Source organism: Micromonospora sp. NPDC048898 (assembly GCF_043198035.1).
In the GTDB taxonomy this organism is placed as follows: Bacteria; Actinomycetota; Actinomycetes; order Mycobacteriales; family Micromonosporaceae; genus Micromonospora.
Window position 1 is genome coordinate 140,277 of the sequence record NZ_JBICUF010000012.1, and the last position, 25,779, is coordinate 166,055.

General features: G+C 70.0%; 23 protein-coding genes. 14 read left to right on the top strand and 9 right to left on the bottom strand.

Going from position 1 to position 25,779, the window contains the following annotated elements; all coding sequences use genetic code 11:
- Nucleotides 1-33: 33 nt before the first annotated feature.
- The 7 genes from ACGFIQ_RS26470 to ACGFIQ_RS26500 are packed head-to-tail and all read left to right on the top strand — an operon-like array spanning nt 34 to nt 10,382.
- A complete protein-coding gene (locus ACGFIQ_RS26470; RefSeq protein WP_393248009.1) occupies nt 34-1,614 on the top strand; it encodes a SagB family peptide dehydrogenase in 1,581 nt (526 codons plus the stop codon).
- A gap of 25 nt (nt 1,615-1,639) precedes the next feature.
- A complete protein-coding gene (locus ACGFIQ_RS26475) occupies nt 1,640-4,420 on the top strand; it encodes a lantibiotic dehydratase (RefSeq protein ID WP_393248011.1) in 2,781 nt (926 codons plus the stop codon).
- The gene (locus ACGFIQ_RS26480; protein WP_393248013.1) at nt 4,417-5,475 is read left to right on the top strand and encodes a lantibiotic dehydratase C-terminal domain-containing protein; all 1,059 of its coding nucleotides are present in this window, start codon (nt 4,417-4,419) and stop codon (nt 5,473-5,475) included. The genes ACGFIQ_RS26475 and ACGFIQ_RS26480 overlap by 4 nt, the downstream gene beginning before the upstream one ends.
- Nucleotides 5,472-6,707, top strand: a complete 1,236-nt coding sequence (locus ACGFIQ_RS26485) for a hypothetical protein (protein WP_393248016.1) — start codon at nt 5,472-5,474, stop codon at nt 6,705-6,707. The genes ACGFIQ_RS26480 and ACGFIQ_RS26485 overlap by 4 nt, the downstream gene beginning before the upstream one ends.
- Nucleotides 6,704-7,660, top strand: coding sequence for an ABC transporter ATP-binding protein (locus ACGFIQ_RS26490; protein ID WP_393248018.1), 957 nt, complete (start codon nt 6,704-6,706; stop codon nt 7,658-7,660). Before ACGFIQ_RS26485 ends, ACGFIQ_RS26490 begins: the two co-directional genes overlap by 4 nt.
- Nucleotides 7,657-8,412 (top strand): ABC transporter permease, encoded by a 756-nt coding sequence (locus tag ACGFIQ_RS26495; RefSeq protein WP_393248020.1) that lies wholly within the window; start codon nt 7,657-7,659, stop codon nt 8,410-8,412. Before ACGFIQ_RS26490 ends, ACGFIQ_RS26495 begins: the two co-directional genes overlap by 4 nt.
- A 35-nt stretch (nt 8,413-8,447) precedes the next feature.
- On the top strand, nt 8,448-10,382 hold the full coding sequence (locus ACGFIQ_RS26500; RefSeq protein ID WP_393248157.1) for a TOMM precursor leader peptide-binding protein: 1,935 nt from the start codon (nt 8,448-8,450) through the stop codon (nt 10,380-10,382).
- Nucleotides 10,383-10,538: 156 nt separating this feature from the next.
- On the opposite strand, the gene ACGFIQ_RS26505 is transcribed toward ACGFIQ_RS26500, so the two are convergent.
- The 3 genes from ACGFIQ_RS26505 to ACGFIQ_RS26515 form a co-directional block, all read right to left on the bottom strand.
- Entirely contained in the window at nt 10,539-10,727 is a 189-nt protein-coding gene (locus ACGFIQ_RS26505; RefSeq protein WP_393248023.1) for a thiazolylpeptide-type bacteriocin, read from the bottom strand.
- Between the two features lie 134 nt (nt 10,728-10,861).
- Nucleotides 10,862-11,926, bottom strand: coding sequence for a hypothetical protein (locus tag ACGFIQ_RS26510; RefSeq protein ID WP_393248025.1), 1,065 nt, complete (start codon nt 11,924-11,926; stop codon nt 10,862-10,864).
- Between the two features lie 92 nt (nt 11,927-12,018).
- Nucleotides 12,019-12,165 (bottom strand): hypothetical protein, encoded by a 147-nt coding sequence (locus ACGFIQ_RS26515; protein ID WP_393248027.1) that lies wholly within the window; start codon nt 12,163-12,165, stop codon nt 12,019-12,021.
- A 332-nt stretch (nt 12,166-12,497) separates the two neighbouring features.
- Here ACGFIQ_RS26515 and ACGFIQ_RS26520 point away from each other — a divergent pair, with 332 nt between their 5' ends.
- Nucleotides 12,498-13,136 carry a hypothetical protein gene (locus ACGFIQ_RS26520; protein WP_393248029.1) on the top strand — a complete coding sequence of 213 codons (639 nt, stop codon included), beginning with the start codon at nt 12,498-12,500 and terminating at the stop codon, nt 13,134-13,136.
- A gap of 179 nt (nt 13,137-13,315) precedes the next feature.
- Here ACGFIQ_RS26520 and ACGFIQ_RS26525 read toward each other — a convergent pair whose 3' ends face one another.
- From ACGFIQ_RS26525 to ACGFIQ_RS26535, 3 genes are all read right to left on the bottom strand, one after another.
- Nucleotides 13,316-14,023 (bottom strand): hypothetical protein, encoded by a 708-nt coding sequence (locus ACGFIQ_RS26525; RefSeq protein ID WP_393248031.1) that lies wholly within the window; start codon nt 14,021-14,023, stop codon nt 13,316-13,318.
- Nucleotides 14,024-14,268: 245 nt separating this feature from the next.
- A complete protein-coding gene (locus tag ACGFIQ_RS26530) occupies nt 14,269-14,943 on the bottom strand; it encodes a DUF1524 domain-containing protein (protein ID WP_393248033.1) in 675 nt (224 codons plus the stop codon).
- 195 nt (nt 14,944-15,138) lie between these two features.
- The gene (locus ACGFIQ_RS26535; RefSeq protein ID WP_393248035.1) at nt 15,139-16,167 is read right to left on the bottom strand and encodes a DUF5937 family protein; all 1,029 of its coding nucleotides are present in this window, start codon (nt 16,165-16,167) and stop codon (nt 15,139-15,141) included.
- Nucleotides 16,168-16,268: 101 nt separating this feature from the next.
- Here ACGFIQ_RS26535 and ACGFIQ_RS26540 point away from each other — a divergent pair, with 101 nt between their 5' ends.
- From ACGFIQ_RS26540 to ACGFIQ_RS26555, 4 genes are read left to right on the top strand one after another with little or no spacing between them, the layout of a single operon-like run.
- Nucleotides 16,269-16,850: a dihydrofolate reductase family protein gene (locus tag ACGFIQ_RS26540; RefSeq protein WP_393248037.1), complete on the top strand. Its 582-nt coding sequence runs from the start codon at nt 16,269-16,271 to the stop codon at nt 16,848-16,850.
- A gap of 10 nt (nt 16,851-16,860) precedes the next feature.
- The gene (locus ACGFIQ_RS26545) at nt 16,861-17,943 is read left to right on the top strand and encodes a questin oxidase family protein (protein WP_393248039.1); all 1,083 of its coding nucleotides are present in this window, start codon (nt 16,861-16,863) and stop codon (nt 17,941-17,943) included.
- 30 nt (nt 17,944-17,973) lie between these two features.
- Nucleotides 17,974-18,129, top strand: a complete 156-nt coding sequence (locus ACGFIQ_RS26550; RefSeq protein WP_393248040.1) for a hypothetical protein — start codon at nt 17,974-17,976, stop codon at nt 18,127-18,129.
- Nucleotides 18,130-18,141: 12 nt separating this feature from the next.
- Entirely contained in the window at nt 18,142-19,737 is a 1,596-nt protein-coding gene (locus tag ACGFIQ_RS26555; protein ID WP_393248042.1) for a hypothetical protein, read from the top strand.
- A 244-nt stretch (nt 19,738-19,981) separates the two neighbouring features.
- On the opposite strand, the gene ACGFIQ_RS26560 is transcribed toward ACGFIQ_RS26555, so the two are convergent.
- The gene (locus ACGFIQ_RS26560) at nt 19,982-20,155 is read right to left on the bottom strand and encodes a hypothetical protein (RefSeq protein ID WP_393248044.1); all 174 of its coding nucleotides are present in this window, start codon (nt 20,153-20,155) and stop codon (nt 19,982-19,984) included.
- A gap of 177 nt (nt 20,156-20,332) precedes the next feature.
- Here ACGFIQ_RS26560 and ACGFIQ_RS26565 point away from each other — a divergent pair, with 177 nt between their 5' ends.
- Nucleotides 20,333-21,820 (top strand): sulfatase, encoded by a 1,488-nt coding sequence (locus ACGFIQ_RS26565; RefSeq protein WP_393248046.1) that lies wholly within the window; start codon nt 20,333-20,335, stop codon nt 21,818-21,820.
- A gap of 317 nt (nt 21,821-22,137) precedes the next feature.
- On the opposite strand, the gene ACGFIQ_RS26570 is transcribed toward ACGFIQ_RS26565, so the two are convergent.
- Nucleotides 22,138-23,067 carry a helix-turn-helix domain-containing protein gene (locus ACGFIQ_RS26570; protein WP_393248048.1) on the bottom strand — a complete coding sequence of 310 codons (930 nt, stop codon included), beginning with the start codon at nt 23,065-23,067 and terminating at the stop codon, nt 22,138-22,140.
- Between the two features lie 226 nt (nt 23,068-23,293).
- On the opposite strand from ACGFIQ_RS26570, the gene ACGFIQ_RS26575 reads away from it, so the two are divergent.
- Nucleotides 23,294-24,682, top strand: a complete 1,389-nt coding sequence (locus ACGFIQ_RS26575; protein WP_393248050.1) for an MFS transporter — start codon at nt 23,294-23,296, stop codon at nt 24,680-24,682.
- Between the two features lie 155 nt (nt 24,683-24,837).
- Here ACGFIQ_RS26575 and ACGFIQ_RS26580 read toward each other — a convergent pair whose 3' ends face one another.
- Nucleotides 24,838-25,743 carry a helix-turn-helix transcriptional regulator gene (locus ACGFIQ_RS26580; RefSeq protein WP_393248052.1) on the bottom strand — a complete coding sequence of 302 codons (906 nt, stop codon included), beginning with the start codon at nt 25,741-25,743 and terminating at the stop codon, nt 24,838-24,840.
- Nucleotides 25,744-25,779 lie beyond the last annotated feature (36 nt).

The following is a 25,779-nucleotide window of genomic DNA, read 5'->3' on the forward strand; positions in this document are numbered from 1 at the left end:
CGCGAGTCACCACACGAGGAGACAAGGACCGACATGGGTTACGCATATGACTACGCGACCGCGATCATGCACCGCGGTCGTGTCCTGATGGAGCCGAAGGATTTCGTTCCGAACTGGCCGGACCAGCCGCGCAAGGGGAAGTACTACCCCGGCGTCGAGACCTTCCCCCTGGACGACGGGAGCCCACCCGGCGACGCCACCGTCCAGGACGGGCTGGACGGCCCGGGGCGGGACCCGGCACTCCCGTTCGACCTGCCGCTGCTCGCCGCGATGCTGCACGATTCGTACGGGCTGGTCGGCCGTCGCCTCGGCGTCCAGGCCAACACCGACCTGCGCGCGTTGCCGACGTACACCACGGCGAACTGGAACCGGGGCACCGCGTCGGGCGGTGGCCTCTACCCGGTGAGTGTCTACTGGGTCTGCGGGCCGAGTGGCCCGATGCCGCCGGGTGTCTACCACTATTCGACCAAGCACCACGCGATGCAGCGCCTGCTCACCGGTGACGTGACGCCTGTCGTCCGGGAGGCGCTCGGTGCCCGCGCCGGCCAGGACGACGACCAGTTCCTCGTGCTCGGCGTCAAGTACTGGCAGAACTCCTTCAAGTACAACAGCTTCTCGTTCCACGCGGTCACCATGGACATCGGCACGATCGTCCAGACCTGGCGGCTGTGGGCCGGTGCCCGCGGTCGGGTCGTGGAGCCGGAGCTCTGGTTCGACGAGCCACGGATCGCGGATCTGCTGGGCGTGCCGAACGAGGAGGAGGGCATCTTCGCCGTCGTACCGCTGGCCTGGGACTCGGCGCGACGGCCCGGTGGCGCGACGGCGCGGGTGTCGGTCCGCCACCGCGACCAGGAGCGGTCACGGACCGTCCTGACCTTCGACACGATGACCAAGATCCACGCCGGGACGGTGCAGGGCGCGACCGTGTCGCCCGCACCCGGGCAGCTGGTGGCCGCCGCGGCCCATCCGCCGCAGCCAGGCCGCCCGCGGGTCGAGCTGCCGCCCCCGCTCGCGCTCGATCTCCCGGTTCGCACCGCGCTGCGCCGTCGGCGCAGCAGCTTCGGCCGCTTCGACGCGAAGGTGCCACTGACCGCGGCGCAGCTCGGCACGGGGCTGGCAGCCAGCGCCCGTGCGCCCTTCACCACCGCGGCGAGCGGCGCCGGAGCGGCCCCACTGGCGAAGCTCTACGCCTTCGTCAACCACGTCGACGGTGTGCCCCCGGGCGCGTACGAGTACGACCCGGTTGGACACGCCCTGTACCTGGTCAAGGCGGGCAGGCCCGGGCCGTTCCTCCAGCGGAACTACTTCCTGTCCAACTACAACCTCGAACAGGCGGGCGTGGTGATCGTGCCGACCGTGCGCACGACCGCGGTGCTCGATGCCGTAGGGGATCGCGGCTACCGCCTGGTCAACGCCACGATCGGCGCCGTCGCGCAGAACTTCTACACCGCCGGGGCGGCACTGGACGTCGGCGCCGGGGTGGCCCTCGGCTTCGACAACATCTCCTTCATCGAGGAGCTCGACCTCGGCGGCACCGGCGAGGCGCCCCTGCTGATCATGCTGCTCGGGCACGAACGGGCCCGACCCGCGGACTTTCGCTATGACATCGCCTGATCGATCGAGTCGAACGGAGTCCGTGATGACCCTGACCACCGAACCCGATCTCCAACCGGCAGTTTTCGCCGGCACACCGACGGAGACCAGCTGGACCCTGCAAAACCGCCTGATGGCCCGGGTCGCGGGTCTCCCCCTGGCCACCGTCGCCGGCCTTCGCTGCCCGGACAGCTGCCGCTGGGCCGCGGAGATGCTGCAGCAGGAGGAGTCGCTTGCCGAGACGGCGAGCCAGCTCAGCGACCTGCTCCACGGCCTGGTCAACGACAACGACGACGACCTCGTCCGCCGGCAGCTGCTGCGGCTGCGCCGACAGGTATTCAACAACCGGCTGCCCCAGGACGCGGCTGCCGGCGTCACCCTGCTGGCCGGGCTGAACGCCGCCGCCGCCGAGCGGCTCACCAGCTGGCTGGCGGCCCGGCGCAGGCTGGACGACCTACGCGCCGAAGGCGGGCGGGTCGTCGGCACGGAGGCCGCCGGCACGACAGCGCGCCTGCGCCAGTTGGCCGCCGAGGACCGGCTGCGCCGAGGTGTGCTGCTCGCCTCGCCATCGCTGGATTCGCAGCTCGACGCGTTCATCGACGGCCGCGCCGACCGACCCGGCAAGAAGGAGCGGCGGATCACCCGCTCGGTGCTGTCCTACCTGTACCGGACCGCGTGCAAGCCGAGCCCGTTCAGCACGTTCACCGCAGTCGGGGTGGGTCGGCTCGCGGCTGCCGCCGACGCGGGGCACCGCGTGGGCGTGGCTGACGACTGGTCCAGTCATCCCCGGCTGAACGTGGTCGTGCTGGGCCGGCTCGCCGAACTCGTCCTGGCCGACCCGCAGCGTCGCGCCGACCTGCCGGTGCAGGCGGCCACCGGATGGCGCAACGACGAAGACCGGGTACGGTTCGTCCGCCGCTGGGTCACCACCGGTGACGACAACGCCGCAGTGACGTTCGACGCGGCCTCCGACCGGCTCTACTTCCTGCAGCGCACCGGCGTTCTCGAACGCATGCTGCGGATGATGGAGCGCACCCCGGGCGTGTCGTTCGGGCAGCTCACCGGGTGGCTCGGGGCCACCGAGCGGGCGACCGCCGACGAGTGCGACAGATACCTTGCCGCGCTCCTGCAACTCGGCATGCTGCAGTTCCCGTCGCTGCTGACGGACGTGCACAGCCGTGACCCGTTGCGCGGTTTCCAGGAGGCACTGCGGGCGATCGAGCGACCCTGGGCCGATGAGCTGGCCGACGGGCTGGCCGAGCCGATCTCGTGCGTCGACAGGTACGCGCTCGCGGGTCACGCCGAACGCCGGGAACTGCTCGGGCGGCTGCGCGCCAGTCTGCACGAGCTGCAAACGAGCCTCGGTGACGAGGGCGCGACGCTGCCCCGGACCCTGCTCTACGAGGACGTCCGGGCCGGCGTCGAGGACCTGGTGCTCGACCGGCAGGCGTGGTCCGGGCTGCTCGCGGACTCGCTGCGGTCGGTGGAACGGATCCTGCCGGCCTTCGACGTGACCCTGCCCCAGCGCATCACGTTCACCGGGTACTTCCTGGCCCGGTACGGCCGCGGCGGGCGCTGCGACGACCTGTTGAAGTTGGTGCACGACTTCCACGAGGACTTCTTCGACCAGTACCTCACGTTCAACGGGCGTCCCAAGTCGTTCGAGGACGGCGAGTACGTCCCGGAGGTGAACTGGCTGCGGTTGCCCAGCATCACCGCCCTCGACGACGCCCGCCGCGAGCTGGTCGTCCGGATGCGCGAGGTCTGGGCCGGTGCCGCGGACGCGGCGGAGGTACGGCTCGACGAGGAGACCGTCGACGCCGTCGCCGCGCACCTGACCCCGGTGACCACCCGGTTCGCCCCGCAGAGCCACTTCGTCCAGCTCGCGGACCGGCCCGGTGATCCGGTCGCGGTGCTGAACCAGTCGTACGGTGGGTTGTCCTTCCCGTTCAGCCGCTTCACCCACTGCTTCGACGCGCCGCCGGACGAGTTGGAGCCGGACGGGCTGGCGCAACAGCTGCTGCGGCAGGCGGCGGAGATCGAACCGGACGGGGCGGTCCTCGCGGAGATCACCGGTGGTGCGGTGGTCACCAACCTCAACCTGCACGGGCGGCTGACCCGCTACCAGGTTGTCTGCCCGGGCGAGACCAGCTCCGTGCCGGCCGAGGACCAACTCCACCTCGACGATCTCTACCTGCAGCACGACGTGGCCGAGGAGCGCCTGGTGCTGCGGTCACACCGGCTGGGTCGTGAGGTCATCCCGGTCTACCTCGGCTACCTGGTGCCGCTGGCACTTCCGGAGATCCCCCGGACCCTGCTGCTGCTGTCGCCGTCGTCACTGGCCCCGGTCAACATGTGGGGCGGGGTGCCCGAGGGGGAGCCGCGCGACGGGGTGCGGTACCGGCCACGGGTGCGCCATCGCAACCTGGTGTTGAGCCGCCGGGCCTGGACCGTCGCCGGCCAGGACCTGCCCCGGCTGTCGCCGCAGGTCGCCGACGAGGACTGGTTCCTGGCCTGGCAGCGGTGGCGGCGGACACACGACCTGCCGGACCGCACGTTCGCCACGGTCACCGAAACCGCCGGGGACGGCCGGTCGCGCAGCGGCAAGCCGCAGTACGTGGACTTCGCGAGTTACCTCTCCCTGTACGCCCTCGACGGACTGCTGCAGAGCCCGGGAGCGCGGGTGGTGTTCCGGGAGATGCTCCCCGACGAGGACGCGCTGCACGTGCGGTCCAGCCGCGGCGCACACGTCGCCGAACTGGCCGTCGAGACCCTCCGTTCCCCTTCGATCCTCTCCCCCGCGACGCGACAGGACGGGCAGCCATGACGCAGACCCTCATCGACCCCGTGACGGACGTGGCAGCCGGCGAGTGGCAGGCCATCCACATCTACTACGCGGCCAACCCGCAGCCGCTGCTCGTGCAGTGCGTGCGCCCGCTGATCGGCGGACTCCAGGCCGACGGGCTGCTCGCCGGCCACTTCTTCATCAACTACTGGCTTGAGGGTCCGCACGTACGGCTGCGGCTCAAGCCGGTGACCGTGGCGGCCACCGCCGAGGTGAAGCGGCGCGCGGAGGCGGCCATCACCGAGTACCTGCGGGTCCGGCCGGCGCTGTACCAGGTGGACGCCGGGTTCCTGGAGGACTTCTACAACTCCCTGTTCGACATGGAGTTCTCCGCCGACCAGAAATCCAGCTACCTGCGTGGCGACGGCCGGATGAACCTGCGGGAGAACAACACCTACAGCTACGAGCCGTACGAGCCGGAGTACGGCAAGTACGGCGGCGAGGCTGGGATCGCGCTCGCGGAGTGGCACTTCGCGCACTCCAGCGAGATGGTCGTCGACGCCATCCGCACGAAGAACCTGCACCTGCGCACCGTGCTGCTCGGCACGTCGGCGCAGCTGATGATGGTGATGTCGGCGTGCTTCCTGCCGGACACCGGCGACCTCGTCGACTATCTGAACCGGTACCACAAGTTCTGGCGCAGCGCGTTCCCGGACACCAACTACGCGGGCGACGAGGAGTACCAGAAGCAGTACGCCGCGACGGGCGCCGAGATCGGCCGGCGCTTCGCCGAGATCCGGCACTCGCTGCGGACCACCGGTGGCCGAGACCTGCCCGGGCTGCTGCGCGGCTGGGCGGAACACTGCCTTGAGCTGCGCCGCCGGGCGGCCGAGCTGACCGAGCGCGGGCAGCTCGTGTTCCGCTCCTGGGACGACACCCACGACGAGATCCCCACCGACCCGCAGACCGCACTGCCGCTGCTGCTGTCGCCGTACATGCACATGACCAACAACCGGCTGCACGTCACGATCACCGACGAGGCGTACCTGTCGTACATGCTGGGCCGGGCGCTGCGCGAGCATGGCGAGGGGGCATGACCACCGCCGTCGCCGCCGGGCCGGCGGTGCGCGCCGACATTCAGATCAGCGGGCGCTACCTGCGTGACGGTACGCCGGTGCACCTGGTCCGGGATCCCGCCGCGGGGAAGACGTTCGAGATCGGGGTGAAGGAGCACTTCGTCCTCGGTCGCCTCGACGGGGTGACGTCGCGCGAGGAGATCGCTGAGGCGTACGGCCGGCAGTTCGGTCGGTCCCTCGGCCCGGCCGCCTGGCAGCAGCTCCTCGGGCTGCTGGCCGCCCGGGGCCTCATCGAGGGGTGCCCGGCGCCGGCGGTCGATCCGCCACCGGCGGCCCGGCGCAAGCTCCTCGGCGGCTCGCTACGGCTGGTCAGTGACGCCACGGCCACCACGGCCAGCCTGCACCGCTTCCTCGGGTTCACGTTCCGCGGCTGGTTCCTCGTCCCCGCGTTCGCGGCGATCCTGCTGATGCTGGCCGGGGTGGTGTGGCACGGACCGGCCCTGGTCGCCGACACCGCCAGGGTGCTCGACGACCCGTTCGCGCTGATGGCGGTCGCCACCGCGCTGTGGGTCACCATGGGCCTGCACGAGCTGGGGCACGGCGTGGTGGCGCACCACTTCGGCGGTACGGTCGGTGAGATCGGGATCCGCTGGCAGTTGCCCATGGTCGTCATGTACTGCCGGATCGACGACTACCTGTTCCTGCGGACCCGCCGTCAGCAGGTGACGACCGCGTCGGCCGGCATCCTGGTGAACCTGCTGTTGCTGCTGCCGGTGCTGCCGTGCTGGCTGTTGCTGCCGGAACGGGAGCCGGCCCGAGCGCTGCTCGGCGCGTTCCTGTTGCTGGGGCTCGCCCAGGCCGCGCTGTTCCTGCTGCCGCTGCCACCGATGGACGGCTACAAGATGCTCGCCCACTCACTGGGCATGCTGCGCTACGCGAGTGGCAGCCGGCGCTTCGCCGGCCGGGCGCTGGTTCGCATGGTCGGCCGCGGACCGGGTCTGGCGGGATACCCGCGGGCCGCCCGGATCGCCTACTCCGGGTACGCGCTGGGCGCGGCGGCCCTGGTCGTGAGCATCGTGACGATCGTCGCGCTGGCCGCGGAACGTGTTGCCACCGCCCACTTCGGGCCGGTCGCCGGGGCCGTCTCGGCCGGGCTCGCCGTACTGATCGGGATGTTCTTCGTGGTGCCCCGCACGTCGTTCACGGCGACCCGCAAGCCGGCCGCCGGCCGGAGAGGAGAGGTCCAGAAATGACCACGACGCACGCCATCGAACTTTCGACACCGAGCAGTGCGGAACCCGCCGTGGAGGCAGCCGTCGTTTTGGACGGCGTCCGGAAGCGGTACGGCGACGTGCAGGCCGTCGACGGCGTCTCGCTGACCATCCGACGGGGAGAGTTCTTCGGCATCCTCGGCCCCAACGGCGCCGGCAAGACGACCCTGATCGAGATCATGGAGGGCCTGCGCCAGGCGGACGCCGGCACGGCCCAGGTGCTCGGGATGCCCCCGTGGCCCCGCAACGTGGCACTGCTGCCCCGCCTCGGGTTGCAGACGCAGAAGAGCGCGTTCTTCGCCCGGCTGACGGCCCGCGAGCACCTTGCGACGGTGGCCGCCCTGTACGGACTGCCGGCCACGACGGCCGGTCCCGCACTGAAGCTGGTCGGGCTGGCCGGGGAGGCGGACAAGCGGGTCGGGGATCTCTCCGGCGGTCAGCGGCAGCGGCTCGCCATCGCCGGCGCTCTCATCCACGAGCCGGAACTCGTCTTTCTCGACGAGCCCACCGCGGCGCTCGACACGCAGGCTCGCCGCGACCTGTGGCAGGTGCTGCGCGGCCTGAAGGCACAGGGCCGCACGATCGTCTACACCACCCACCACCTCGACGAGGCCGAGGCGCTCTGCGACCGCGTCGCCATCGTCGTCGACGGCTCCGTCATCGCGCTCGACACCCCACACCGGCTCGTCGGCGCGGCGCACGTACCCACCCGCGTCATGGTGCCGGTCGGCCAGATCTCCGTCGACCAGGCCGGGGCTCTTCCCGGTGTCGTCCGGGTCACCGTCGAGGGGGGCTCCGTGGTGCTGGAGACCACCGCGGCCGGCGCCACCCTGGCGGCCGTCGGCGACCTCATCGGCCTCGACGACGTGCAGACCCGCACCGCCACCCTCGAAGACGTCTACCTGGAACTCACTGGATCGGAGACGCGCCCATGACCGCCTTCGCCGCGCTGAGCACGGCCACCTACAAGGCATCCGTACGCGACAAGACCACCGTGTTCTTCACGTTCGCCTTCCCGCTGCTCTTCCTGGTGGTCTTCGGCCTGATCTTCGCGGGACAGCGGGTGGAGGGCTCCGGGCGAAGCTACATCGACTACATCGCACCCGGCGTGCTCTCCTGGGGCGTCGGCAACGCCGCCCTCTTCGGCATCGCGTTCACGCTCATGCAGTGGCGCAACGACGACATCCTGCGCCTGATCCGGATGACGCCCACACCGCTGACCACGGTGCTCGCCTCGCGCTACACGGGCGCGCTGGTGATCGGCCTGGTGCAGGCGGTGCTCTTCGTCGGCGTGGCCCTGCTGCCGGTGTTCGGCCTCACCCTCGCCGGCAGTTGGCCGCTCGCCCTACCTGTGCTGCTGCTCGGCGTCACCGCGTTCCTCTCCATGGGCGTCGTCGTCGGATCCCGCGCCAACACCCCCGAGGCCGTCGCCGCCATCGCCAACTCGATCATGGTGCCGATGGCGTTCCTGTCGGGTTCGTTCCTGCCCATCGATCTCATGCCCGCGTGGCTGCAGAACATCTCCCGAATCCTGCCGCTGCGCTACATGAACGACGGCATCTCGACCGCCCTCACCGGCAGCGGCGACCTCGCGACCATCGGCCTGAGCAGCGCGGCCCTGGCCGGGTTCACCCTCGTCTTCGGTTTCCTCGCGGTGCGGACCTTTCGCTGGAGCAACAACTCGTGAGCACGAAGACGCGAGCCGACACTCCCCCCATCCCGATGGAGTTCGCCCGGCTGACCCTGCAGCAAGCGCTCACCGACCGGTTCCGACGCGACGTCGGGGACGCCCCGCACGGTCCCGGACCGGCGGTGCAGACCGTCGGTGCGGTCGACGTGTTCGGTGCGCCGGCCACCCGGCTCGCCCCCGTCCGCGGCGCCGCGGACGTGCATCTCACCGCCCAGGCCGTGCTCGTCGGCCCGTGGGGCGGCGCCTCGGACGCCCAGGCCTGCGGCCAGTGCCTCGCGATGCGGTGGCAGCGGTTGCGGACCAGGTCCGAACGGGAGGCCCTCGAACACGGTCAGACCGTCATCCCGGCCGGCACCTGGCCGGTCGTCCCGGACTACGTCGTGGACGCCGTCTGGTCGGTGTACCAGGCGGCCGTCCTCGGCCGGTCCGGGGTCGTCGGTCGGCGGGCCGCCGGAGGCTGGCACGCGACCGCGGACCTCAGCCTGCCGCAGGTCACCCGGATCGACCTCCAGACGCTGCACGTGCTGACGTTCCCGCTGCTCACCGATCCGCTCTGCCCCAACTGCGCGCCTGTCGAAGAGACCACCCCGCTCCTGGCCAGCCTCGACCTGGTGTCCCGCCCCAGGCCGGACCCGGACAGCTACCGGCTCACCTCGACGACGTCGTACCCGCTGACCACCGGGGCGATGGCCAACCCGGTCTGCGGCAGCCTGGGCGCCGGCACCTGGCTCGACGTCACCTCGCCCACCACCTCGGCGGTCACCGGCAGCGTCTTCATCCGCGGGTACGCCGGCCTCGTCAACTTCAGCTGGAGCGGGCAGGCCAACTCCTTCCGCACCAGCAAGGACCTCGCGTATCTGGAGGGGCTCGAACGGTACGCCGGCACCCACCAGCGACGCCGGGCCGAGCCGGTCGTCGCCGCGTACACCGACCTCGGGGACACCGCGCTCGACCCGCGCAGCTGCGGGGAGTACTCGGCGCAGACGTACCGGACCGACCCGATGGTCGCGCCGTTCGCCCCGGACCGACCGATACCGTGGGTGTGGGGCTACTCCCTTCGTGACGACCGGCCCGTGCTCGTACCGGCCCGCCTCACGTACTACGCGTCCGGGCAGGCCGCCGACAACTTCGTCTACGAATCCTCCAACGGCTGCGCCATCGGCAGTTGCCTGGAGGAGGCGATCCTCTTCGGTCTGCTCGAACTCATCGAGCGCGACGCGTTCCTGCTCAACTGGTACGGCAACCTGGCGGTCACCGAGATCGACCTCGACTCGTGCCGCAGCCCCGCCGTCCGCGCCATGGTGGACCGGGCGGCCTTCCGCGGCTACGACGTCCACGCCTTCGACAGCCGGGTCGACCTGGCGGTACCCGTCGTCACCGGCCTCGCGGTCCGCCGGGACGGCGGCGCGGGCGCCCTCGCCTTCGCCGCGGGCGCCAGCCTCAACCCGGAGACAGCCGTCGAGGGCGCGCTGTCGGAGGTGCTCACCTACATTCCCCACCTGTCCCGGCAGGTCGACGAGCGCTGGGACGACCTCGACGCCATGGCCGACGACTACGACCTCTGCGCCAACCTGGGCGACCACCCCCAACTGTTCGGCCTGCCACGGATGACCGAGCACGCCCGTAGCTACCTCGAACCGGTCAGCCACTGCTCCATCCAGGACGTTCGGCCCCCAGGCGACCCGGACTCCCGAGACCTCCTGCTCGACCTCCGTACCTGCCAACGCGAACTGGAACGTGCCGGCTTCGACGTGATCGTGGTCGACCAGACCACCCCGGAACAGCGCCGCATGGGCCTGCACACGGTGTCGACGATCGTTCCCGGACTGCTGCCGATCGACTTCGGCTGGACCCGGCAACGGGCCCTGCAGATGCCTCGGCTGCGCTCCGCGCCCCGGCGGGCCGGCCTGCGCACCAGCGACCTGACCGATCACGACCTTCGCACGGTCCCGCACCCGTTCCCCTGAGCCCCGGTACGACACGTGGCGCCCCGCCGGTGCATCTCCGGCGGGGCGCCACGTTGTTCCTGCCGCACCCTGTTGCCGGTCCGACACGCCGAACGGCCCACCTGGACGTCTTCGTCCAGGCGGGCCGTTCGGCGAGAACAGGTCTTCGGGCGACGATCAGGCCGAGCAGGAGGTGGTGCTGGTGGTGCTGGAGCAGGTGCTGGTGGAGCTCGTGCTGCACGAGGCGGCGACGGCCAGCAGGACGCCGCTCGCGTCCGCGTAGTCCGAGATCTCGAAGGTCTCCGACTCGAGTTCGAGGATCTCGTTCGCCAGGTCGGCCAGGTTGGTCTTGTTGTCGATGTTCATTGCTACTCCTCAGCGATGTCTGGGCTGTCCCTCTCGGTCCGGCCCGCCGTGGTGACTGAGACCATTCCATCGCCTGCTGGTAGCCGATCGACCTACGTCTCGCTGTCACTCCACTGACATCACACGTCACCGGCTCAACTGAGCCAGACCGGTCCCCAGGCCAGATTCTGCGGGCCGAGCAACGCGTCGGCGGCGACCCGGATCCCCAGCACCCGCCGGCCGGACCTGCCGAAGACGGCGACGTGGATGTCGTGTAGCAGTCGACGGACATCGACCGGGGAGAGGGCGCTGATCAGGGAGGCGGTCTCCGGCGGGCTCGCGACGGCCGCGCCGGCAGTGGCCGGAAGCAGGAGATCTCGGGTACGGGCCGCAGTGAGGGCGTAGCCGATCGCCTCCTCGGTCTGCCGACCCCAGGCTGCCGCGACGGCGGCACTGGACGACCGCCGTACCACCGCGGCGAGCCGCAGCGGCCCGCTGAACTGCGGAACATGGCGGGTGATGACGTCGAAGCCGGTGTCCGGCAGGGAGTGCCGCTGGGCATCCCGGCTGTACGCGCTCAGGAGGTTGAGCGAGCCGTCGAGGAGCCACGTCCACTCCGTCGAGCCCGAGGCGCCCACCACCGCACGGCCAGATGTCGGGGCCGCGTCCGACGACATCGACCGCAGGCTGTCCAGAACCGCGTGCCGCAGCGCCAGGTCCGTTCCAGTCGCCCAGCCCAGCCCCCAGTGTCGCTGCGCGGGGTCGGGCGTCCGCACCGCGGCTGCGGCGACTCGCGTCGAATCGTGTGCCGCGAGCGGTTCGGGAGCAAGCAGTCCGGCCCACGGTGCCAAAATCGCCAGGGCGTCACCGGGTACGTGGGTGGCCGTCGGCATCGACTCGAGATCCGTCAAGCTCCGAATTCCGGTCCAGCTGGTTCGGCCCTCACCGGGCAGGACCAGGAGTGTCGTGACCCGATGCTCCGGGTCCACGATCGCCGCGGTGCTGTCGTCGGCCCAGTCCACAGACAGGACGGCGTCGCGCACCGCGGCGTCGACCGAGCCGGCGGTCCACGGCTTGCCGCTCACCGAACCGGCCGGAAGCTGCGCCCGCCGCCAGAGCGCGGTGCGCTCGGTCAGCAGATCGTGCAGTTGCGGGTGTTCTGAACGTGGTCCGACGACGATCAGTCCCGCGACGGGGGTGACCGGTACCGCTTCAGTCATCGGTCAACTGCCTTCCACTGGCGTTCTTCGGCGGGTCGATCCCCACGACTGCGGACCGCCAAGGCCGGCAGGGCGAGTCTTGGTCGCTGCGTTCAGTCCCAGGCCGTCGAGTTGTCGCTGTCCACGACAATGACCGGGGAAGGGGCGGGGTCCGTCGGGGCGTCGGCATTCGCGGCGGCCGGGAAGAGAATCACGATCATGGCCGCCAGGGTGCTTGCGAACAGGGCGTTCTTCTTCATTGTGATCACCAGATCCCTTGCTTCGTCCGTCCGGCTGTTCCGTTCGGAACGCCTTAACTGTGCGGTCAGGTCACTGCGGGCGAATAGCCGGAAGAAGCTGCCTGGCACGTAGTTCCCGGACGTTCACGCGGGCGGCCACCGCGAAGCGGCGGCGATGATCAGGCAGCCCCGCATCGTGCCCGCTTGTGCCGATGCTGCTAGGAACCGGACCATGGCCAGGCCGTAAAGAGCGCTCGACGTGACCGAGCCCTTGCACGCATTCGCGAACCCTCGGAACCGAGTCCGGGTTTCCTCCGATTGTTCCTGACAACCGCAACCGTCACGATCGGGGAATGAACAGACGCTGGCGTCAGCTCACCGTGTGGTTGCACATCCTGACGTCGGTCGGGTGGATGGCGCAGGCCATGGCGCTGTGCGTGCTGCTCGCCGTCGGCCTGGCCACCGACGACGTCGTCGTGCGGGACGCCGCGACCGCGATGGCGCACCGAATCGACGGTCGGCTGCTCGCGCCGATGGCCGGCGTGTCCGTGTGCACCGGCATCGTGCTCGCGGCGGCGACCCCGTGGGGGTTCTTCCTGCATTGGTGGGTGCTGACCAAGTTCACGATCAGCATGATCCAGGTGTACGCCGGCATCTTCGTGCTGTCACCCGCGCTGACGGGCTCGCTGACCGGCGGCCCCTCGCTCGGGCTGGTCATCGGCACGGCGCTGATGGCGGGCGCGATCGCGTTCCAGGGCTGGGTGTCCATCCGCAAGCCGTGGGGCCGAGTGCGCCGCGCCCAGCGGGGCACCGCCCCGACCGGACCGGGTTGGATATTCGCCGCCACGGTGTTGGGCGGTGTGGCCGAGCTGAGCATCGCGCTCGTGCTCGGCCATCCCCTGCCGCTGCTCTCCGTCATCCTGATCGTCCTGGTGCTGGTGAGCCGCCGGCGGTGGCCCGGCGGCCGGCGCGGCCGGCCCGCCGCTGCCTGACTCAGCCGCGGGCGTGTTCCATTGCTGGGGCCATCGCTGCGGGCGCGCCGATCCTCGCCGAAGACAACCACTCACCGTCGCCTCCGACGGGTCCCTCGAACGAGAGCGCCCACGCGGCCGACACGCCAACAAGCGTATCCACGCAGCGCGTCGCCACGACCGTGCGTGCGCCGTGGTCGTCAACCAACACCGGCGGCAGCGGCACCCACCCGCAAACCGGTCCCGCTCCTCTCGATCGCGACGGCCACGACCGGACCCCGCAACGGGCGGCTCCATGTCAACCTGACCACATCCTCGGTCACCTGGTCCCGACTCGGCAGCCTGTGCTGTCCGGTGCCGTCGATCACCACGAACGAGGTCAACCTCAGGTCGCCGTCCGGAACGTCGACGCGTACCCCGTCGCCATCGCTGACGGCGGTCATCGGCAGCGTCGGCAGCTCGGGATCGATCCGCTCGTCGCCGACCTGACCGAGCGGCACAAGGACCAGCAACGGCCAGACCGGTCGCAGCGGGCCGGTCGAGTAGCGCACGACCACGACCTCGCTCAGCATGTCGGAGCGCACCCGGTCGTCCACCGCCAGCCAGCCCGCCGCCGCGCCATCCCCGCCGGCGCCAGCGTCGGCCTCGTGGAGCGCCTTGCCGAGACGGGCGGAGACGGGCTGAAAGCCATCCACATCCACATAACGGGACCGCGCCCCGTCACTCAACAACGCCCAGGCGCCGGACACATCGGCACGCCGGACCGCGGCCTCGAACCGTACGGCCGCGTCGCGTGCGGGACCCCGGAGGTTGGGCTCCACGGTGCACCCGCAGGCCGGCTCCGGCCTCCCAGTCGCGATGACCGCAATGGTCACCGCCACCACGAAGACCGCCAGGACAACACCCACAATGACCATGCGGCGCGTCGGCATACCGGCTTGGACGCCACCACGACAGGCCAGGTTCCCAACATCCGCTGTCCGCTCACATGAAACAGAAGTGGATACATGATCAGACCACGACGGTGCCCCGAGACCGTCAGTCGACGAAGACCCGGAACTTGGCTGGAGGAGAGAGATCGAGAGGGTCCGTCGGCGAGCGACCCGGCCGACCTGTTCGCCGCATGGCCGTCGACCGGGTGACCGCTCGCTGCTCAGGAGACGCAGGTGTCAAGCATGCCCTGTAGCGCCGACTTCTCCGAGGACTGCAGGGTCAGGCCCCAGTTGTACTTCACGGTGATCCACATCTTGCTGTAGGTGCACCGGTACGACGACAGGGACGGCTGCCAGGTCGAGGGGTCCTGGTCGCCCTTGGACTGGTTGACGTTGTCCGTCACCGCGATCAACTGGGGGCGGGTGAGATCGTTGGCGAAGCTCTGCCGGCGGCTGGTCGTCCAGGAGTTCGCGCCGGAGCGCCACGCCTCAGCCAGGGGCACGACGTGGTCGATGTCGACGTCGGAGGCCGCCGTCCAGGTCGCGCCGTCATAGGGGCTGTACCAGCGGCCCGACGTAGCCGCGCAGGAGCCGTCGACGACGACAGAGGTGCCGTCGCGCTTGAGGACCTGCTCGCGGGTGTTGCAGCTACCGCTGATCGTGATCCAGTGCGGGAAGAGGTCGCGGGAGTAGCCGCTGGTCGAGCCTTGGCTGGCCACGGTCAGGGCGTTGAGCTGCGACTGAGCTGTCGCCTTCGACGGGATCCCGGGAGGCGTGGCCGAGGCCGGCTGCGCCGTCACGGCGGCCAGACAGGTCCCCGCGAGGGCGGCGACCGCGAGGGCGGCAGCACGGCGCGTGAGACGCGGGAGGGACGTGCCAGAGGGCGCGATCGGCATGAGCGGCGACCTTTCGTCATCGGTTGGACGGCAACCGTCCCTGACGATCATGTCAATCGATGGTCATGGCCGTGAAGGATGCCCGTCTGGTCATTGACCATTCGGCATCTTCGAGCGAGAGCTACGGGAGTCCGCGAGTGCACACCAGGTCAGGGGTGTTCGCCTGGATTCGGTGTTGTCAGCGCGGTGAGCGGCTCAGGCGTCGGGCTCCCGGGCTGCCCCGCTGAGCAGTCGGTCGCCAAGTTCGGTCCGGGAGTAGAGCACCTGCCGGCCGGCCCGGCGCGAGGCGAGCAGCCCGGCGGCGCGCAGCGCCTGGAGGTGCACGCTGAGCGTCGGCGCGGAGAGCGCCATCTGGGTGGCGGCCTGGCCGGTCGACATCGGCAGGTCGAGTTGAGCCAGCAGGGCGGCCCGGGTCTGCCCGAGGACGCCGGCAAGCGCCGAGCCGGCCTGCTCGGGGTGCTGCTCCTCCCAGAGCCGGCCGAGGCCGCGCGGGGAGTAGGAGACGCTGGTGGCCCCTGGCTGGCTGGTCCGCACCAGGACGTCCGGCCAGGCGAAGGCGCACGGCACGAGGAGCAGGCCACGCCCGCCGCAGTCGGCGTGGCCCTCGTAGTACTTGACGATCCTCAGCGTCTGGTCGGCGAACGTGACCGACGGGTGCAGGTTGCTCATCATCCGGTCGACGCCGCCGTCGGCCAGGGCGTCGAGTCTGTAGGCGATGTCGTCGTTGAGCAGCGCATCGATGCGTGGCCAGTCCGGGGCGATCGCGACGCGGTGGTACGCCTCAAGCGCCTCGGTGACGGGGCCGATGCCCGCGTCGGGCCGCTGGACGAGCGCTTGGAGCAGGGCTCGCCGCCCTTCGCGGCCGGGCCCCTGCTGGGCGACCCGGTGGGCCGCCAGGTGCGCCAACTCCTGCGCCACGATCTCCGGGTCGGCGCCGGCGATCTGCGCGATCCCGTCCGCGAAGGTCGAAGACCGGCGATCCGGCGACGGCAGCAGGAAGTCGGGGATATAGCCCTCCGGGCGGACCAGCGCCCGGAGGAGGTCCAGGTCGCGCGTGCGCAGCCGGCCCGCTCGCTCGGCGAACCTGTCGATCCAGGGACGGTGCAGTCGCCGCCCCTGCCTGCCGGCGACCAGCGTTCGTAGGCTGGCGACGGTCTCCGTGACGGGCGAGGCGGCGAAGCGTACGCGGGTCAGGTCGGTCGCCGTGAAATGCAGGTGGATCACGCGACCGCCCCTCCGATTAGGCCCTAGCCTAATCGTGGCCGTGCGCCTGGCACCACAGAAGACTGAGGACATCCACCCAGTCAACGGATAGGACACCGAAGATGCGCACGCTGATCTACACCGCATTCGTCTCGCTCGACGGCGTCGTCGACTCTCCCGGCGGCGGCACCTCATCGGAGAACCACCGCAGCGGCGGCTGGACCTACAAGGACATCGAGGTCCTGCCCGAGGCGTACGCGCTCAAGGGTCGGGAGACCGAGGAGGCCACCGCGTTGATGTTCGGCCGGACCAGCTACGGGGTGTTCTCGCCGGTGTGGCCGGACATGAAGGACTTCGCCGCCCTCAAGGAACTGCCGAAGTACGTCGTCTCGACCACCCTCAGCCAGGACGCCCTCGTCGACAACTGGGGTGACATCACGATCTTGCGTTCCCTCGACGACGTCGCGAAGCTCAAGGAGACCGACGGCGGCCCGATCTTCATCCACGGCAGTGCCACGCTCGCCCGCAGTCTGTCCGACGCCGGCCTGATCGACCGCTACCACCTGCTGGTGTACCCGCTGCTGCTCGGAGCCGGCAAGCGGATGTTCAGCGACACCGACAGGGACAAGCAGATGCTGAAGGTGGTCGAGTCTGAGACGTACGCCAACGGGATCACCAAGCTCGTCTATGACGTCATCCGCTGAGGTGGACACCATGACCCGCGGACCGAAGACGGAGGCCCTGCCCGCAGCGTACGAACGGCTGCATGCGTACGGGCCGGAGTTCGGCGGCGACGAGGAAGGTAACCACGGGATGACCAACCACGGCCCGATGGCCGTGGAGGTCATGGTCCGGCGGGGACTCGACATCGACGTCGAGGGCTGGCTCGACCGCTACGTACGCCGCCTGGCGGCACTGCCCGGCACGAGCGAGGCCATCCGGCCCGGCGAGTGGGGCGCCGCACTGGGTCAGGCGCGGCGGCTGCCCGACTGGGCCGCGTACTTTCGGCACGAGCTGACCGAGCGCCCGTGGTCGGACGTGCTCGTCGAGTGGTGGCCCCGGCTGCTGCCGGGGATCGTGGCCGGTTCGACCCACGGCGTGATCCGGGTCAGCCACGCGGTGCGTACCCTGCGCGGCGCTGCTAGCGCCCCAGCACGCCAAGCCCTCGACGAGTTGGCCCACGGGCTGGCGTTCTGGGCGGCGCGTTACCGCGAGCTCGCCGCGGTGGCACCGCCCGAGGGCAGCCTCACACCGCGACAGGCCCTGCCGGCTGTCACCCGGCTGCAGGACCAGAGCGGCTTCATCGCCCACCGGCTCGACCGGCTCCAGCGCAGTCCGGGCTGGACCGCGAGCCTGCGCGCACTGGAACCGGCCGCCTCCGCCGAGGAGGTCCCCGCGCGCCTGGAGTCGCTCGTCGACAGCGCCGCAAAGGCGTACCTGGGGCTCGGCCACGGCTCGCCGGTCCTGTTGGTCCATGCCGCCACCGCGCCCAACGCCGTGCGGCACGTGCTCCCGGTCCTGCCGACCGAGCAGTGGCTACCGAGCCTGACCGCGGCCTGGGCGGCCGCTGCGGCAGTCATCGCGACGTACGCCCCGGCCCGGCCGGCCCCGTGCTCCGAGATCTTTCGGCGCTACCCCGAGCTGAACCGCGAGGACGCGCTTCAGCAGGCAGCCGAACACGGCGACGAGCACGTCCTGAAGTTCGCCGACACGGCCGTCGAGTCGTACGACCGCACCGGCGATCCCGAGCTGCTCGCCGCGACCCTGCACGTCGGCAGACTGATTGACCGTCCATGATGCCGCGGAGGGTCAGCTGCTCTGCTGTGGGTGCACCGGTACGACGACAGGGCTGGCTGCCAGGTGGAGGTCTCCTGGTCGCCCTTGGACTGGTTGACGTTGTCGGTCACCGCGATCAACTGTGGGCGGGTGAGGTCGTTGGCGAAGCTCTGCCGGCGGCTGGTCGTCCCGGAGTGGGGCGCGTGAGATCATCACTCGATGCTGCGCTATGACGAGGCGGACCTGATCGCCTATGTGGCTGAGCACTGCTCCGGGGTGGCCCTGGCGTTGCACGACGCGACGGACCAGGCTGCAGGCGTCGCGGCGCTGCGACGTGTGGTTCGGGCAGTTAGCCGGATACCACATCCGGACGATCCCGAAGACCCGCTGCCGAGCTGGTGCACGGTACTCATAGAGGATGCTGTTCCGGTGTTCCGTCTGGACCTCAAGGATGAGAGCCAGTACGCCGAGCAGGTCGTGCGGATCATTCTTGATGGGCTTGAGGCGGCCGGCATCGATGGTCGGCTCGAGCCCAAGAGGCCACCTCGGCCGCCCTTCGACTATGACGGCGGGGCGGACATCTTCTACGGCACCGCGACGGGGCTGATGGAGCTGGACGGGCGGGGGCTGCCGCCACGTTTTCCCGCTGGCTTCCCGATACCGCAGGGGGGCACGCTCGTACTCGCTCAGCAGGCCCCCGACGGCGCCTGGGAACACGCCGCGTGGCGGCGTTCCGACCGGCCATTCACCGAATACACCGAGCAGCTGCGGATCTTTGGGTGTGAGCTCGGCAGCGTCGCCGCGACCGAGGTCGCCGACTACGTCGACACGACGTGCATGGTCAGGTATTCGCTACGCCGGGAGGACGAGGGCGGCAGCGTCTCGCTTTATCACGAGATGCGCAAACCGGGTGAGCAGCCGTCCAGCTGGTACGTCAGCGTCGTCTGGCAACCCGACACCGGCATGCCGCCACCGTTACCGGAGAAGACGTCGCCGCCCACGTCCGCCGCCGATCACGGCTCAGATCCGGCAAGGGCACGCGAACTGGTACCGGCCTTCGCCGGACCCGAACACGTCATCAGCTGCCAGACGCTGCTTGCGATCAATGCGGCGTCGCTTGCCGTGAGCGCGGTGGCCACTGCCCTGCCACCGCACTGCCACCATGAACGGACCTTCCCGCTCTGGCAGCATCGTCAGCTCGCACCGCTGCTGCGTGGTCTGAGCCCCGACCAGATGGCGGTAGTCCGCCACGCCTGTCTGATGACGATCTCCAACTGGATCCACCATCGGATAGCGCGTCTACCACGTCTGTCCATGGCCCGCGACGACGCCGGCCACCTCTACGCAACCGACGTCCGACACGCGGCAGCCCCGACACTCCAACCAGGGCAGGTCCTCGAAACCGAAACGCTCCACGCGCTGCAGACCGCCGCGATCATGCTGGACCCACTGATTCAAAACCTACGCACCACCATCGCCGACCCGCTAACCCAGATCCTGGGCCAGCTCTACCTGCACGACGACGGCAGACCGCTGGACGAACTGGTCCCCAGCGCCGACGCAGACCTCACCAAGCTCGTCGCGGAGGCCGAGCGGGCCGGCATCCTGCAACGCTCAGCGAGCACCGCATCCGGAGCCCCGACACTCGTGCACCTCACCCAGGCGGGCACCCACCAGGTCAACACGACCATGCGCCAACGAGCCGGCCGACTCTCCAGAACGCTTGAGGGCATCAGCCCCGAACAGTTGACCGAGGCACGCGACGCCTGCTGGCACATAGCCTCGAACCGGCCTACGTCGCCCGCAGCTCCCTGACCCGCTCCTCGTTCCACGCCTCCACGGCGCGACTCGCGACGCTCACCGCATCACTCTGGCGCACCCGGCCGTCGCACGTGACCCTGCATCCTGGCCGCAGGCGGCTGGAACCGCACCGACGGACCTGCCGCTGACCGGGTCGCCGACGGGTATGCGGATCCGGTGGGCGGCGCCCCGACATCGTGAGCGCCGTCGGCGCCGGCATCGGCGGTCGGGCTGGTGTCGCGCCCGATCGCCGATGGATCTATGCCGGCTCGCGCACGCCACCGGCGTTGCCACCGTCGTCTGGCATCGGTTCGGCCGGGGCTTCGGGCAGTTCGTCCGGCGCGCCAGACAGAAGGACGCCCGCGTCGTCGGGCACCGGTTCATGCGGGTCGATGGGCGGATACTGTTCGGGGTCGAGATCCGGTCCAGTCATCAGGCGAGTATCCGTCGTCTTCCGGACTGCCGCTCGTCGGGCCAGCGAGCCGGACGGCCTTCCCCTCGCCTCGATGGCCACTGTGACGCGGGCCGTGCCGGGAGGCTACCGGGGTGTTGACCGGATCTTCACTACCTGTTGAATAGACGCTGACTAATTTTAACCAGGCTGGGCAGCATGGCTATCACCTACCGACGCCTCCTCGCCGCCACCCTCGTGGCCGGGCTGACCCTGCTCGCCGCCTGGACACCGGCACGTGGCGCCGAGCCCACTCCGGCGTCCACCGCCCCCAACATCATCTTCGTTCTCGTCGACGACCTCGCCTGGAACCTCGTGCAATACCTGCCTCAGGTGCAGCGGCTTCAGAGTGAGGGGGTCACCTTCACCAACTACACGGTGACCGACTCGCTGTGCTGCCCGTCCCGCTCGTCGATCCTCACCGGCCAGTTCCCCCACGACACCGGCGTGTTCACAAACGGCGGAGCCGACGGCGGGTTCGCGGTCTTCAAGGGCCGAGGCAACGAGAACCGAACCTTCGCGACCGCCTTGCAGGCCAAGGGCTACCGAACCGGCTTCCTCGGCAAATACCTCAACGGCTACCTGCCGGCGGACACACAGGGAGGGTCGCTGCCGTACGTCCCACCCGGCTGGTCGGAGTGGTACGTGGCGGGCAACGGCTACTCCGAGTACAACTACGACCTCAACGAGAACCACACAGTCGTCCACTACGGCAACCAGCCGGCCGACTATCTGACCAACGTGCTGTCCCGCAAGGGCAAGGACTTCATCCAACGCTCGGCGGCGGCCAACGAGCCATTCCTGCTGGAGGTCTCGACCTTCGCCCCGCACAGCCCGTTCACCCCGGCCAACCAGGACCTGGACGACTTCCCCGGGCTCACCGCCCCGCGCACCGCAGCGTACGACCGGCTGCCCACCAACCCACCGTCCTGGCTGGCCGGCAACGCCCCGCTGACCACGCAGGAAAAGAACACCCTGGACACGAACTTCCGCAAGCGCGCCCAGTCCGTGCAGGCCGTCGATCGACTGATCGGCAACCTGCGCGCCCAACTCACCACCAGCGGCATCGCCGACAACACCTACGTGGTGTTCAGCTCCGACAACGGCTTCCACATGGGCGAGTACCGGCTGACCGGTGGCAAGCAGACCGCCTTCGACACCGATGTGCGGGTACCGCTCGTCGTCGCCGGGCCGGGCGTCGTCCCCGGATCGCAGCGTGCCGAGATCGTGCAGAACATCGACCTGGCACCAACCTTCCAGCGTATCGGCGCGGCCGACGTCGGCACGCACGTCGACGGGCGAAACCTGCTCCCCCTCGCCCAGGGCGACCCGGCACCGAACTGGCGTACCGGAGCGCTGATCGAGCACCACGGCCCCAACCAGGCATCCGACGACCCCGACGCCCAGGACCGGCGCAACGGCAGCCCAGTCACCTACGAGGCGCTGCGGACGGCGACCTACACCTACGTCGAGTACTCGAACGGCGAGCGGGAGTACTACGACCGGAGCGTCGACCCCCACCAGCTCAACAACATCGCCGCCGGGCTCTCGGCTAACCGCCGGGCCGCACTACACGACGCGCTCGCCGCGTACGTCGCCTGCCACAGCCACTCGGCGTGCTGGACGGCAGGTCACGTGCCGGCCTGACGGCGCACCAACAACAACGGCCCTGACCTGGGCCTCGCGCTGTCCCAGGCCAGGACCGCAGGACCGCCCCCGCCGACGACGCATGGGGCAACCGACTGCCGCGGCAATCAACTGTTCGGCGAGGACCTGTGCCCGGAGAGCGCGCAGTTGCTCGGCGAGAATTCGAACGCCGATCCCTGGAACTGAACTGACCCGGTTGACGAGTACCTCTCGGCCGATACCTTTCACCGCTGCGACCCCATGTCTCGTCCTTCATCGGTCTGATCGGACAACGCCGCCCAGGACACGGACAATCCGGTGACTCGTGCGGAGACGGCTCACGTGGCCAGCAGGCGGCGGCCGGCGGTCCCGGCTGCGGCGCCCGGGTCCGGTCCGCCCGCCTGCGCCTGCGCCTGCGCCTGCTCGATGGTGTCGGCGAGCAGAGCCAACGCCGCAACGGTCGGCGGGTCGTCAGCGTCGGGCCCGTAGATCACCATTCGCTGACCCTCGTCGTCGGGCAGCCACAACAACTCGTCCCGAAGGTGCAGTGACCCCACCAGAGGATGCCGGTACTCTCGTACCGAATGGGCGCACTCCCGGACGGGATGGGCCGCCCACAGGCCGCCGAATTCCGGACTGAGCACCGTCAGGGCGCCTATCAGCTCGGTCAGTCGCGGGTCGTGCGGATAGCGGGCCGCCGACATCCGCAGGTACGCCACCGCGTCACGGGCCTTGCCCCGCCAGTCGACGTAGAGGTCACGCATGTGCGGGTCGAGAAAGACCAACCTGCCGAGGTTGGGCCGCTCGCGTTCGCTGCGCGGCGCCAGGAAGGGCAGGTGGCCGGCGAGTAGGGCGTGGCCCAGTCGGTTCCACGCCAACACGTCGGCCCGACGGTCGATCACCAGCGCGGGGACCCGGCCGAAAGCCTCGATCATCGCCCTGACCGCGGGCCGGAGCTGCTCGGGCCGGGGCCGACGGAGCATCCTGGGCCGTTGACGCGCCTGGTTGTAGAGGTAGGTGCGCTCGTCGTCGGTCAACCGCAGCACCCGCGCTATCGCGTCGAGCACGGCGTCCGAGGCGCCCCTGGTCTGCCCCTGCTCGATCCGGGTGTAGTAGGCGACGCTGACCCCCGCCAGCATGGACAACTCCTCCCGGCGCAGCCCGGGCACCCGCCGTCGACCGCCGTGACTGACCAGCCCCACGTCCTCGGGCCTCAGGCGTGCCCGTCGGGAACGCAGGAACTCGCCCAACTCCGTTCTCGGCTCCATGCCCCCCATTATCCGGCCATTCTTCGCCGCCGCAGAACCTGGAACTCCGAATACCAGGAACCCTGGTTCTAGCCCAACCACTGGGCTGGATAAGCCCGATGAGTCGTTGCACTCTGATCAAACACACCTCCGCCGCACAAATTGAGAGGCGTCTGTGTCTGGCAAGACCGTCGACACACCTTCTGAAACATCCGCACCGTCGGCGAAACTCGGCACCCGCGGCTGGTTGACATTGATCACCCTATGCGCCGCCCAGTTCATGGTCGCACTGGACTTCTCCATCGTCACCGTGGCACTGCCGGTGATCGGCCAGGACCTGAACTTCGTCACCGCCGGCGATCTGCAATGGGTGATGACCGCCTTCATTCTGCCCACCGCGGGTTTCCTGCTCCTGGCGGGACGGGCATCCGACCTCTTCGGCCGCCGTCGGCTCTTTCTCACCGGCCTCGTCATCATCACCGGGTTCTCCCTCGTAGCCGGCCTCGCCACAGAGCCGTGGATGCTCATCGCGGCGAGAGCCGGTCAGGGAATCGGATCGGCGATGGTCGGGCCGACGGCCTTGGCCCTGCTCACCAGTTCGTTCCCTGAAGGGCCCCGACGGAACAAGGCACTGGGGCTCAGCGGGGCGCTGCTGTCCCTGGGCTTCGTGCTGGGCACCATCGGCGGCGGCCTCATCACCGGGGGCATCAGCTGGCGGTGGACCATGCTGCTGCTGGTCCTCATGGGCTGCGCGGTCCTCGTCGGCGCGCTGGCGCTGCTGCCGCGCTCGGAGAACCGCAGGGCCACCACCCTGGACGTTCCCGGTGCCCTGCTGGCCACCCTCGGCCTGCTCACCCTCGTGTTCGCCATCTCGGTCGGCGGTGAGAACGGCTGGACAAGCACGCCGACCGTGGTGACCGTCGCCGCCGCCATCGTTCTGCTGGTCAGCTTCCTGCTGGTGGAGGCGCGGCAACCGGCACCCCTGGCACCGCTGCCGGTCCTGAACCGGCGGACCGTGAAGTGGGGCGGCCTGACCGGGTTCATCACCTTCGGCATGTGCGGTGGGACCACCGTCCTGCTGAGTCTCTACATGCAGGACGTGCTGCTGTGGACGCCCATGACGACCGGCTTCGGTTTCCTCCCCGAAGGCATCGCCGCGATGGTCGCCGGAAGCCTGGCATCCCGGGTCGTCGGGCGCCTGGACACGACCGGAACGCTCGTCACCGGACTGGTCGTGCAGGGCCTGAGCACCGCCGCGATGCTCGCGCTGCCCGTCGAGGGCAACCTGGTCCTGTTCGTCGCGTCGACCGCCGGGTTGGGCTTCGGCCACGTCCTGGCCGTGGTGGCCTTCATCGGCACCATGACCTCCGGTTTGGGTGAGCACGAGCAGGGCTTGGGCGGGGGCCTCGCGCAGACCGCCCAGCACGTGGGCAGCGGCGTCGGTGTCGCCATCCTCGCGGCGGTGGTCACCGCCCGCAACGAGCAGCTCGCCACCGCGGGCCAGCAGCCCGCCCTCACCGCCCTGCACGCGGGGTTCCTGGTGGCCGCCGTCGTCACGGTGGCCGGTGCGGTGGTCGCCGCGCTGTTCCTCCGCCGGCCCGCGAGACGGCCCGTCACCGCCGGCACCCCGGCATGACGGTCAACGGGTCCTGACTGGCACGTTGCGGCGGTGGTCAGCGGCGGACACAACCCGCCCGGAACAGGCGGACGACATCGCGATGCTGGCGCTGCGTCGGCGACCCGGCCCGACGGGCCCGGCCGCCCCACGTGCCGGCCCCGACGTGACCGGGCTCAACCACCGTTGACGGCGCTTCCCTGCCCGCGCAGCACAACACTCTCGGCGGCGACACGACGCAGCCGGTCGCCCTCCGCACCGGTGGGCACGTGGAGTACGACCGAGTTGAAGGCGTCGGTCATCCGCAGTACGACGAGCTGGACGGTCAGGGCTTGTCCACCGGGCAGCCGCAGGTGACGCAGTCGGGTGTGCGGGCCCCGCACGTCGTGGTCGGACCACCAGGTGCGGAACTCGGGGCTGGCCTCCCGCATGGCCTCGATGAGCTCGTTGAAGTGCTGGTCCCAGGGGCGGGCGGCGGAGGCGATCCGGAACCGCGCGATCACGTCCCGGGTGTCCGCGGCCCAGTTGCCGATCCGTTCGCGGGCCTGCGGGTCGGTGAGCATCCACCACAGCATGTTGCGCCGGCCCGGCGGCAGTCGGCCGAAGTCGGTGTACCACCGGGCCGCCGCGGCGTTCCACGCGGTCACCCCGGCGTAGATGTTGCCGGCGTAGACCGGGTAGTCGGTCTCGCCGGTCAGCGCGACGATCTGCCGTACGAGGCCCTCGTCGGCCGCCTCGGACAGGTCGGGACTTGCCGGGGGCGCCTGGCCGTTGGCCAGCAGGTAGAGGTAGCGGCGTTCGTCCTCGCTGAGCTGCAGCACCCGGGCGAGGCTGTCGAGTACCTCCGATGAGGGGCGGATGTCGCGACCCTGTTCGAGATACGTGTACCAGGTGGGGCTCAGCCCGGCGAGGACGGCGATCTCCTCCCGACGAAGCCCCGGGGTGCGTCGCCGAGGACCGACCGGAAGACCGACGTGTGCCGGCATGATGCGCTCCCGCCGGCTTCGCAGGAACTCGGCAAGGTCAAGCCTGTTGCGACTGACAGTCAAGACGGTAACCCCCGTACGGTTCCCCCGAACCACGCCGACAAATGCCTCGGCAGCACCCAACCTAGTATG